Source organism: Rhodococcus sp. PvP016, from assembly GCF_017832185.1.
In the GTDB taxonomy this organism is placed as follows: domain Bacteria; phylum Actinomycetota; class Actinomycetes; order Mycobacteriales; family Mycobacteriaceae; genus Rhodococcoides.
The window spans coordinates 935,616-946,921 of the sequence record NZ_JAFIBH010000001.1; the positions used below are offsets into that span (position 1 = coordinate 935,616).

Annotated in this window: 4 protein-coding genes; 3 read left to right on the plus strand and 1 reads right to left on the minus strand. The window is 69.4% G+C overall.

All coding sequences use genetic code 11. The features are described from left to right. Window positions 1–25 precede the first annotated feature (25 nt). The 3 genes from pks13 to JOE30_RS04275 are packed head-to-tail and all read left to right on the plus strand — an operon-like array spanning window position 26 to window position 7,959. Window positions 26–5,137: a polyketide synthase Pks13 gene (gene pks13, locus JOE30_RS04265; RefSeq protein WP_204869520.1), complete on the plus strand. Its 5,112-nt coding sequence runs from the start codon at window positions 26–28 to the stop codon at window positions 5,135–5,137. After that, complete coding sequence (locus JOE30_RS04270; protein ID WP_204869521.1) at window positions 5,134–6,675, plus strand: acyl-CoA carboxylase subunit beta; 1,542 nt, start codon at window positions 5,134–5,136, stop codon at window positions 6,673–6,675. The genes pks13 and JOE30_RS04270 overlap by 4 nt, the downstream gene beginning before the upstream one ends. Window positions 6,676–6,699: 24 nt before the next feature. Then, complete coding sequence (locus tag JOE30_RS04275; protein ID WP_204869522.1) at window positions 6,700–7,959, plus strand: lipase family protein; 1,260 nt, start codon at window positions 6,700–6,702, stop codon at window positions 7,957–7,959. A gap of 10 nt (window positions 7,960–7,969) precedes the next feature. On the opposite strand, the gene JOE30_RS04280 is transcribed toward JOE30_RS04275, so the two are convergent. Continuing rightward, window positions 7,970–11,281: an arabinosyltransferase domain-containing protein gene (locus tag JOE30_RS04280; protein ID WP_204869523.1), complete on the minus strand. Its 3,312-nt coding sequence runs from the start codon at window positions 11,279–11,281 to the stop codon at window positions 7,970–7,972. Window positions 11,282–11,306: the final 25 nt, after the last annotated feature.

The window sequence follows — 11,306 nt, forward strand, 5'->3', positions numbered from 1 at the left end:
CGCCCAGACCCCGCAGGCGGGTGACATGACCGTCGCGCAGCTGAGGGACTGGCTCCGCGCCTGGGTCGCCGAGGCCACCGGGAAGGACGTCTCGGAGATCTCCGACGACCGTCCGATGGAGGAGTTCGGTCTCGCGTCCCGCGACGCCGTCGCGCTGAGCGGCGACATCGAGGACCTGGTCGGCGTCACGCTGACAGCCACGGTCGCGTACCAGCACCCCACGATCGCCTCGCTCGCGACGCGCATCATCGACGGTGAGCCCGAGTCGGAGAGCGGCACCACCGACGACGCGTTCTACCTGTCCGGAACCACCGACGACAGCCACGACATCGCCGTCGTCGGCGTGTCCACCCGCTTCCCCGGTGCCGGCCACACGCCGGACGAGATGTGGGACATGCTGTCCGGCGGACGCGACGGCATCACCGACCTGCCCGACGGCCGGTGGTCCGAGTTCCTCGGTGACCGTGCCATCGCCGAGGCGGTGGAGAAGACGGTGACCCGCGGCGGGTACCTCGACGACGTCAAGACGTTCGACGCGGAGTTCTTCGCCATGTCGCCGCGCGAGGCGGCCAACGTCGACCCGCAGCAGCGCCTCGCTCTGGAACTCACCTGGGAGGCGCTGGAGGACGCGCGGATTCCGGCCAACGAGCTCAAGGGCACGCAGGTCGGCGTCTTCATCGGCACCTCGACCAACGACTACCAGATGATCGCCGTCAGCGATCCCGACCCGCACCCCTACGCCCTGACCGGCACGTCGACCGCCGTCGTCGCGGGGCGTGTGTCCTACTTCTACGACTTCCGCGGCCCGTCCGTAGCGCTGGACACCGCGTGCTCGTCGTCCCTCGTCGCCGTGCACCAGGCCGTGCGCAGCCTCCGCACCGGCGAGTCGAGCCTGGCTCTGGCCGGCGGCGTGAACATGCTGCTCTCGCCCGCAGCGACGCTCGGATTCGGGCAGACCGGCGTGCTCGCACCCGATGGCCGCATCAAGGCGTTCTCGTCGGACGCCGACGGCATGATCCGCTCGGAGGGCGGCGGCCTGGTGGTGCTCAAGCGTCTCGAGGACGCCGAGCGCGACGGGGACACCGTGCTCGCGGTCATCGCAGGCAGCGCAGTCAACCAGGACGGTCGCTCGAACGGTCTGGCCGCGCCGAACCCGGACGCCCAGGCCGACGTCCTGCGAACCGCCTACCGCGACGCACGCATCGTGCCCACCACTGTCGACTACATCGAGGCGCACGGCACCGGCACCATCCTCGGTGATCCCATCGAGGCCGATGCGCTGGGTCGCGTCGTCGGCCGCGGACGCGACGCGGACAAGCCCGCGCTGCTCGGCTCCGCGAAGACGAACTTCGGCCATCTCGAGAGTGCCGCGGGCGCCGCGGGACTCATCAAGGTGATCCTCGCGATGCGCGAGAACCAGGTGCCGCCGTCCCTGAACTACGCCGGGCCCAACCCCTACATTCCGTTCGACGCGGCCAGGCTCCGCGTCGTCGACACCGCGACGGACTGGCCGCGGTACTCCGGCACCGCCATCGCCGGTGTGTCCGGCTTCGGTTTCGGCGGCACCAACGCCCACGTCGTGGTCCGCGAGTACGTACCCGCCGCGTCGGCGACGGGCGCTGCCGATTCCCTGGAGTTCGATTCCCCGGAGTTCGATTCCCCGGAGTTCGATTCCACCGCGGTCGATCCGGAGGCACTGATCGGGGAGCCCGTGGGCGTTCCCGAGGAGACGCCGGCGGACATCGAGCGTGTCCTCGCCGGAGCGTCGGTCTCGCAGGGCGTCGAGCCGGTCGAGAACGCGCCGACGCAGGAGCCGGGACCCGTTCTTCTCGCCGTGTCGGCGAGCATGCCGTCGCGCCGTCGTCGTGCGGCATCCGACCTCGCCGACTGGCTCGAGTCCGAGGTCGGCAGCACCACGGACCTGGAGGCTCTCGGTCGGTCCCTCGCTCGTCGCAACCACGGGCGCTCCCGCGCCGTCGTGCTCGCCACGACGCGTGCCGAGGCCGTCGCCGGTCTGCGCGCCGTCGCGAACAACAAGCCGGGCCCCGGTGTGTTCTCCTCCGACGCGCCCGCGTCCAACGGCCCGGTGTGGGTGTTCTCCGGCTTCGGTGCACAGCACCGCAAGATGGCGAAGGACTTCTACGCGTCCGAGCCGCTGTTCGCCGCGGCGCTCGATCGCGTCGACGCCCTCATCGAGGACGAGTCCGGGTACTCGATCCGGGCGATCGTCTCGGACGACGCGCTGACGTACGACTTCGAGAACTCGCAGGTCGGGATCTTCGCGATCCAGGTGGCGCTCGTCGAGACCCTGCGTGCGTACGGCGCCGCGCCGACCGCGGTGGTGGGCCACTCGATGGGTGAGGTCGCCGCCGCGTACGCCGCCGGTGGTCTGAACCTCGAGGACGCGGTGCGCATCATCGTGGCGCGCTCGCGACTGCTGGGCGAGGGCCAGCAGGGCCTCGGCGACGCGGAGGCCGGCGCGATGGCGCTGGTCGAGTTCTCCGCGCAGGAGGTCGCCGACCTCACCGACCGTTTCCCCGGCGTGGAGCCCAGCGTGTATGCCGCGCCGACGCACACGACGGTGGGCGGACCGGCCGAGCCGGTGCGTCAGCTGGTCGAGTACGCCGAGTCGCTCGGCAAGATGGGCCGGATCCTCGACGTGAAGGGCGCCGGACACACGTCGGCCGTCGATCCGTTGCTGGGCGAGCTCGCGGCCGAGCTGATGGGCATCGAGCCCACCCCCCTCGCGGTGTCGGTGTTCTCGTCGGTGGACAGGGAGGCGTTCTACCGCGCAGGTCACGAGCCGATCCACGGTGTCGAGTACTGGACCAAGGGCATGCGCCATCCGGTCTGGTTCACCCAGGCGGTCAAGCTCGCCGTGGACGCCGGCTACACCACCTTCGTGGAGTTGTCGCCGAATCCGGTGGCGCTGATGTCCGTCGCCGCCACGGCCTGGGCGACGGGTGTTCCGGACGCGACGCTGATCGCGACGCTCAAGCGCAAGGAGAGCGAGCCCGCGACGTTCCTCGCCGCACTCGCCGATCTCTACGTGCACGGCCATGCCGTGACGCTGTCGAGCCTGTTCGGGCCCGGCGAGTACGCGGACCTGCCGCGCACGGCCTTCGTGCGCAAGCACCACTGGATCGACGCCGCGGTGCATCTGGGCAGCGGCAGCGCCGGGGGCGCACGGGTCGCGTTGCCCGACGGCCGCGTCGTCTGGGAGACACCGGTGGCCGGTGTGTCCGCCATCGGAGATCTGGTGTCGACACTCGCCGGCGAGCTGCTGGGCGACGTGACGGTCGGCGCGGTGGTCACGCAGCGCCCCGTGCCCACCACCGGTTCGCTCACCACCACACTCACCCCGCATCCGGGCGGTGCGTCCCTGCAGGTGCACTGGAACGACGGCACGGTCTTCGTGCCGGTCGCCGACGCCGTGGTCACCGCGGCGGGCATTGTCGGATCGCTCGCTCCCGCAGGCGAATCCGCCACGGCAGATCCGTTCGTGGAGGAGGAGCCCGAGGTCGTCGACGACTTCGGCGATCGCTGGATCCCGAACGGGACCCAGACGATGGAGGATCGTCTCGCGATCATCGTCGCCGAGTCGATGGGGTACGCGCCGGAGGATCTGCCGGCCGAGATCCCGCTGATCGAACTGGGTCTCGACTCGCTGATGGCCGTGCGCATCAAGAACCGGGTGGAGTTCGAATTCGACATCCCCCAGGTGCAGTTGCAGGCCGTGCGCGACGCCAGCCTGCGTGAGGTGGAGAAATACCTCCGTTACGCGCTGGACAATCGCGAAGAGGTCGCGGCGCTCGCCGAGCAGCAGGAGCGCGAGCGCATGGCCGAGCAGGCCGCCGATCAGGAACTCCCTGTGGCACAACCGGATCCGGTGACCGCCGAGCCCGAGACTGCGGCCGACGCGAACGCACAGGGATCCGACAGCGGCCGGCCGGGCCCGACCGCGGCAGCGGCGTTCGAGGCGCCCGTGTCCGACGCGGTCACCGACGTGGGCGACGCACAGTCGTTCGCGGAGGCGACCGGAACGGACGTCGCACCGCGTGACGCCGCGGAGCGTCTCACCTTCGCGACCTGGGCCGTCGTGACGGGGCAGTCCGCCAAGGGCATCTTCACTCCGCTTCCGGTGCTGGACGATCCGACGGCCGAGAAGCTCGCGGAGCGTCTGAGCGAGCGGTCGAAGGGCGAGATCACGTTCGACGACATCCTCGACTCGGAGACGATCGAGCAGCTCGCCGACGTGGTGCGGCCGTTCCTCGAGTCGGGCGACGTCACCGGACTGGTGCGCACGCTGCGTGCTCGCCCGGAGGGCTCCACCGCGGTGCCGGTGTTCGTCTTCCATCCCGCGGGCAGCTCGTGCGTCGTGTACGAGCCGCTGCTCAAGCGACTCCCGGCGGACACGCCGATGTACGGCTTCGAGCGCACGGAGGGACCGATCGAGGATCGCGCCCGCGCGTACCTGCCCCTGCTCCGAGAGATCCAGGGCGACGGGCCGTACGTGCTGATGGGCTGGTCGCTCGGCGGTGTGCTCTCGTACGCCGTCGCGACCATGCTCCGCAAGGAGGGTGCCGACGTGCGCTACGTCGGGCTCATCGACACCGTCATGCCGTACGAGCCGATCCCGGACACCCCGGAGGAGATCGAGCTCCGCTGGAAGCGCTACGCGCAGGTGGGCAAGAAGCTGTACCAGGTCGACTACCCGCTGCCGTACGAGAAGCTGGCACAGGCCGACGACGACGGCCAGATCAAGATCATCATGGACATGGTCAAGATGAGCAGTGCCAAGATCCCCAGCGGCATCATCGAGCACCAGCGCACGTCCTGGTTGGACAACCGCGCGATCCAGACCGCCCAGCCCCAGCACTACGACGGGGACGTCACGCTCTACATGGCGGACACGTACCACGACGACGCCATCGCGCTCGAGCCTCGGCTCGGCAAGCGGGAGCCGCACGGCGGCTGGGCGCCGTTCGCACCGAATCTGGACATCGTGCACATCGGCGGTGACCACCTCGCGGTGATCGACGAGCCGTACATCCGGGTGATCGCCGCGGATCTGACGGGCAAGATGCGAGACATTTCGGCGTCGATCACGCCGAAGGGAAGCGAGTCGCACACGTGAGCACGACTGCCGCCAAGCTGGCCGAACTGCGCGAGAAGTTGGAGGTGGCGCGGGAACCCGCAGGGGACGTCGCCATCGCCAAGCGCGCGAAGAAGGGCATTCCGAGTGCGCGCGAGCGCATCGACATGCTGCTCGATCCGGGTTCCTTCGTCGAGATCGGCGCCCTCGTCCGCGCGCCCGGCAATCAGGACTCGCTGTACGGCGACGGCGTGGTCACCGGCCACGGCACCGTCGACGGCCGGCCGATCGCCGTGTTCTCGCACGACCAGACCGTGTTCGGCGGCACCGTCGGCGAGATGTTCGGCCGGAAGGTCGCGCACATCATGGAATTCGCGGCGGACGTCGGCTGCCCGTGTGTCGGGATCAACGACTCGGGCGGCGCGCGAGTGCAGGACGCCGTCACGTCGCTGGCCTGGTACGCAGAGCTCGGTCGTCGGCAGGAACCGCTGTCCGGCATGTGCCCGCAGATCTCGGTGATCCTCGGCAAGTGCGCCGGCGGCGCCGTGTACGCGCCGATCAACACCGACATCATCGTGGCCACCGAAGAGGCCTACATGTTCGTCACCGGCCCGGACGTCATCAAGTCCGTCACCGGCGAGGACGTCAGTCTCCATGATCTCGGGAGTGCCCGGAAGCAGGCCGAGTACGGCAACGTGCACCACGTGGCTCAGGACGAGAAGGCCGCGTTCGAATGGGTGCGCAAGTACCTGTCGTACCTGCCGTCGAACTGCCACGAGCAGCCCCCGGTCATCAACCCCGGTCTCGAGCCGACCATCACGGACGACGATCGTTCGCTGGACACCTTCATGCCGGACTCGGACAACGCCGGGTACGACATGCACGAGATCCTGCTGCGCATCTTCGACGACGGTGACTTCCACGAACTCACCGCACAGACCGCGTCCAACATCATCGTCGGGTTCGCCCGCGTCGACGGTCGTCCGGTGGGAGTGGTGGCCAACCAGCCCATGCACCTCAGTGGCGCATTGGACGCGGCGAGCAGCGACAAGGCGTCGCACTTCATCAACATCTGCAACGCCTTCGAGATCCCCCTCGTCTTGGTCACGGACACACCGGGATTCCTGCCGGGGCTCGAGCAGGAGAAGATCGGCGTCATCAAGCGCGGTGGCCGGTTCATCTTCTCGTACGTGTGCGCGACGGTCCCCAAGGTCACCGTCGTTATCCGTAAGTCGTACGGCGGCGGATACGCGGTGATGGGGTCGAAGCAGCTCGGCGCCGACATCAACTTCGCCTGGCCCACCGCACGTATCGCGGTGATGGGCGCGGAGGGTGCGGTGTCGATCATGGCGCGCAAGCAGCTGGCCGAGGCGGGTGACAACGCTCCGGCGATCCGTCAGGGATTCATCGACTTCTACAACGAGCACGTGGCGACGCCGTGGGTGGCCGCCGAGCGCGGTTACATCGACGCCGTGATCGAGCCGTCCACCACGCGTCTCGAGATCCGCAAGGCCCTGCACATCCTGCGCGACAAGGCCAAGGAACCGCGACCGAGAAAGCAGCATCTGTTCCCGATCTAGTTCCGCCGGGGCTATCGTGCTGCCATGAGACGGACCGTGGTCGTCCTGGCCTGCGTCGGAGCGGTCGTGGTGCTGGTGGTGGCCGCGGTGGTGGCGGTGGTGATCACGCGGTCGTCCACGACATCTCGCGACGATGCTCGGTTCCAGGAGTCGATCGCGTCGTTCTACGAGTCCCCGGACACGACTGCCGCGCCGGGTGAGCTGATCCGCATCGAGCCGATCGACGATCTGGACGTGCCCGGCGGCACGGCATACCGGATGCTCTACGGCACCCAGCGTCCCGACGGGTCGCCCGCCGTCTCGTCCGGGATGCTCATCGTGCCGACGGCACCGGCGCCGCCCGGTGGTCGTCCGGTTCTGGCGTGGTCTCACGGCACCCTCGGCTTCGGGGACGAGTGCACCCCGTCGCGGCGGTACCGCCCGACGATGGACACCCTGGACTTCACGAACTGGTTGCCGTCCGTGATGGAGCGCGGGTGGGTCGTCGCGGCGACCGACTACACGGGCCTCGGCACCGCCGGGGACACCTACTATCTGATCGCCCGCAGCGAGGCGCAGGACGTGCTCAACTCGGTGCGTGCGGCCCGCGATCATGCTCCGGCGCAGGCGAGCTCGGTGTACGCCACCTTCGGGCACTCGCAGGGCGGTCACGCGTCGATCGGCACGGCGATGTTCGCCGACTACGCGCCCGAGCTCCGGTCGGTGGGCGCGGCGGCAGCAGCACCCGCGGCGCTGCTGGGTCCGCTGTTCTCCGAACAGTGGAACACGTTCGTGGCGTGGGGGATCGGGCCCAGCGTCGCGGTCTCGTGGCCGGTCGTGTATCCCGACCTGCCGCTCGAGGGGGTGCTCGGCGACGCGGCGATGTCGCGCTACCGGTCGCTGGCCGACGGGTGCATCACGGACGAACTGCCCGAGCTGTTGCTCGAACGCGCCGAGGGGGAGCAGTTCTTCGACTCCGACCCCATGCAGAACCCGTACTGGGCTGCCGCAGCAGCGGATCAGGCCATCGACCTCTCGCGCGTCGACGTACCCCTCTTCGTCGTCCAGAGCCTGGCCGACACGGTCGTCCTCCCGAACACGACGGCGCTGCTGGCCCGGACGGCCTGCGCCGCAACGGCTCCCGAGTCCGAGGTCACCTGGATCGGCCAGGTGGCACATCAGGACACGGCGAAGGTCGGCGGCCTGCCGGCGATCGACTGGTTGCAGGACCGCTTCGACGGCATCCCCGCGGCGAACTCGTGCTCACACCCGTTGCCGATCGCGCCGGCGGATCCCACCGGGTGACGAACGGCGTCTAGTAGACCCGCAGCGTCCCCGGTGACCACAGCCCGCTCCGGGTCTGCTCGGTGACCTCGACGGTCGCTGCGGACGCGCTGGGATCGAACTTGTCGTAGCGCTCGAGCGAACCCCAGTCGCGTCCCCAGTCGTGGTTCAGGTACGTCGGCACGGTGGTGGGTGTCGCCAGCATCTCGGTGAAGCCCAGCGGACCACCGTTCTCCGCGGCCTGCCACGTGTCGGTGGACGAGACCGCCAACCCGCGATCGGGCAGGATGCGGAAATTCGGCACCTCGGCGACGCCGTCGAGGTGGTCGAACGGACGCTGGCACGGGAACTGCAGCCCCACGGCCCAGTCCAGCAGGACGGGCTGCGTCGTCCCGATCTCCTCCTGCAGCGGGACCACCACGGGTACGCGGGGCGGCGTGAAGGCCAGCCACTGGTCACCGGTGAGGTTGGGGTCGTTGGCGACCACACGTACGGCATCCGCATCGGGGGAGAGCTCGTCGAGCGGGATGCGCAGGTTGCGCCACGACGGTGCCGGGCCGATGTCCTTGGGGAGGTAGTCGCCCTGGACCTGCACCGAGCCGTCCGGCTGCCGGATGCCGTACTCGACGCGGAGCGACTGACCGTACGTGTTCTCGCCGGTCTCCTGGTTCTCGGACCAGATGCGGCCGGCCGCGCTGACCACCACCAGGGGCGCGTCGTCACTGCGTGCGGGCAGGCCGTACCAGCTCGAGGTCGCGTAGGCCGGTGTCTGGACCCCGGTCTGATACGAGCCGAGGACGGGTGTCGTGGCGGGGTCGAGCCCGAAGGGCAGGCGTGCGGTGGAGCCGTTGACGCCGGCGGCGCCGACACCACCCGCGGTACCGGAGGACTGGCCCTCCTCGAAGGACGCGCCCACCGACTGCTGGTCGGTGTTGCCCTGTCCGGGCTTGACCTCCACGGCGTCGGCGCTGAGGTCGGTGGGGATGCCGTTGGGCGTGAAGCCGACGGGCTCGGCGCCGCCCAGTGGGCCCGTGGCGGAGTCGACCGGTCCCGGAAGTGGAGACAACACACCGGCGTTCGGATCGGACTCGACGAGGACGTCCCCGGCCAGTCCGCAGCCGTTGCCGGCCAAGGCCTGCACGTTGGAGCGACCGAGCGAGTAGGCGGGGTACTGCGAGACGGCACCCTTGAGGAGCGAGAGGATCTCGAACAGGACGAGCAGGCCGGCCACCACGGTGAGCGGCGCGGCCGCGAACTTACGGATACGCCGTCCGCGTTCGGTTCCCGGCTTCGGTTGCGGCGCAGCGAATCCCTCGCGGAGATAGTGCCATGCCGCGAGTCCGACGGCGACGAAGAACAGGATCAGCAACACGGTGTTGGACTGGATCCCCTTGACCGAGACCACCTTGTCGAACCACGGCACGCCGTAACTCGAGACGTACCAGTATCCGTTGATGCCCGAGAACGACAGTGCGAGAACGAAGGCGAGACCGACGACGAAGACGGTGCGGTTGCGACGCGACCGCAGTGCACTGGCCGAGACCGCGACGGCGGTGAGCGCCGCGAGCGATCCGGCGATGCCGGCGTAGACCCCGAAGTGGTGGGTCCACTTCGTCGGGTTGAACATCATGAAGAAGATGGTGCCGAAGACGACACCGATGAGACGCCATGCCGGACCGGACGGCACGCCCGGGATCCGCTTGCGCCGCAGCAGGACGAACACGGTGGTGAACAGGCACAGCAGCATCGTGAGGAAGGCGAAGCGGCGTGCGACCGATCCGTCGACCGTCTGGACGAAGAGGTAGTAGTACCGCAGGAAGTCGTTGTACCAGGGGAGGTTCGGGCCGATGAGCGTGCGGACACGCGTCGACTCCTGGACCGCCGCGAAGGTCTGGTCGCCGTAGACGACGATGAGGACCAGCACGCCGGCACTGGCGATGGGTGCCAGCAACGGCAGCGTCCCGACCATGCGGTGCCGTTTGACGACGATGCGCACCAGCGGGCGGATGCCCGTCAGGATCGCGGCGACACACATGAGCCCGGTGGGTGCGGCGGCGAGGGTGAAGGCGCCGATCAGCGCTGCCATGGCGGCGGGGAGCAGCCGTCCGGTCGCGATGGCACGCTCGACGGAGCACCAGGTGAGGAGGGCGCCGAGAGCCACGATGGGCTCGGGACGCAACCCGTTGTTGTACGGCAGCCAGAAGGCGAGGAAGACCAGTCCGCCGGTCCAGACGGCGACCGAGTTGACGCGCACCGCGCGTCCGAGGCGAGGGACCACCTCGCGGCTGATGACCAGCCAGCACAGGATGCCGGCGATCAGTGCGGGCAAGCGCATCCAGGGGCTCGCCGTCGAGATCTTGGCGAACGCGGCCAGGACGTCGTAGTACCAGCCGAAAGGTGCCTCGGGGACGCCGAACCAGCGGAAGTAGTTGGCCATGTAGCCGGCGTTGTCGGAGACGCGGGCCATGGTGAGCAGGTACCCGTCGTCCGCGGTGTTGGCGCCGAAGAAGTGCCAGCCGGCGAGCGCGCCGACCACCACCGCGTCGATACCGGTGACCTTCCACCAGTGCGCGGGGAAGAAGCGGCGGTGGGTGCGGCCGTCGACACCGTCGAGCCTGGCCAGCGCGCTCAGTGCGAGCGCCGTGCAGGCGATGGCGGCGGCCATGGCGAGCAGCTTGAGCACGGTGGGCGACGACGAGAAACGGGAGTCGACGGCGATCGACACGTCGAGGCCCGGGTACTGCGCGGCGCTGCCGGCGAGGTCGGAGTAGACGCCGACCACCTGGGGCCGCAGGTCGCCGCCGAGTTCCCCCGCACGGGGGTTGCCCTGTGCGTCGACGAGCCCGTCGAACGACGCGGACGTGGCGTCGATGGTGGACGTGAAGGTGATCGCCCCGCACGCGGCCGACTGCACCTCGGAGCGCGGGGCGGAGACGATCACGACGTTGCGGTCGAGGACGTCGACCGTGTTCTCGCCGACGCGGACGAACATCGCGTTCAGCGCGGCGCCCTCGCCCTGCGGCGGTGCGGTGGAGAGGAGGATGCCGCCCGCGGCCGGCACGTCCGCGACGGCGCTGCAGGGGATGGAGACCGACACCGAGACCGGCACCTGGGACATCAGGGGTGCATCGACACTGTCGACGGTGCCGTTCTGCGGCCACTGGACGACGGCGTCGTCCTGGGTGACCGGCAGGAACGGGGTCAGAATCGCGAAGAGAACACCGAGAACCCCCGCCACCATCGCCACGAGGCGGGTGGTGCGGTACTGCTGTCGGACGTCCACCGAGCGATCCGGGCCGGCAGGTGTCGGCGCGGTCGGCGAAGAGGTGAGGGCGTCGGGCACGGCTCCCGATGTTATGCGACCGTGA

Bases quoted from the DNA above. Each gene is read 5' to 3' on its own strand.
- pks13 (WP_204869520.1), top strand. From the start codon at position 26: ATGACCGTCGCGCAGCTGAGGGACTGGCTCCGCGCCTGGGTCGCCGAG.
- JOE30_RS04275 (WP_204869522.1), top strand. From the start codon at position 6,700: ATGAGACGGACCGTGGTCGTCCTGGCCTGCGTCGGAGCGGTCGTGGTG.